Source organism: Monashia sp. HAY1-2A (genome assembly GCF_056755315.1).
In genome coordinates, this window is the sequence record NZ_JBNDHY010000528.1 from 1 (window position 1) to 257 (window position 257).

Below are 257 nucleotides of genomic sequence, written 5' to 3' on the forward strand. Positions count from 1 at the left end.
CGTCGGCAGCGTCAGATGTGTATAAGAGACAGTGTCGGTGCCGAGCGCGATGAGTGCCATGCCGCAGTTGACCGACGAGCCGGCCGACCACGCGGTCGACGCGTTCTACCGGGCCGTCCGGGAGAAGTACCCCTACCCGACCCGCGGGGCTGTCTCTTATACACATCTCCGAGCCCACGAGACGCGTAGTAATCTGGGGGGGTGGGGTTTTTTTTGGAAGAGGGGGGGGGGGGGGGGGGGGGGGGGGGGGGGGGGGG

The 257-nt window shown here is 67.7% G+C and carries 1 protein-coding gene; it reads left to right on the forward strand.

From position 1 onward, the window contains the following. Positions 1-58: 58 nt before the first annotated feature. Positions 59-257, forward strand: a 199-nt coding sequence (locus ACPYOM_RS22970) for a hypothetical protein (RefSeq protein WP_481347738.1), incomplete at its 3' end; no start/stop codon positions are given.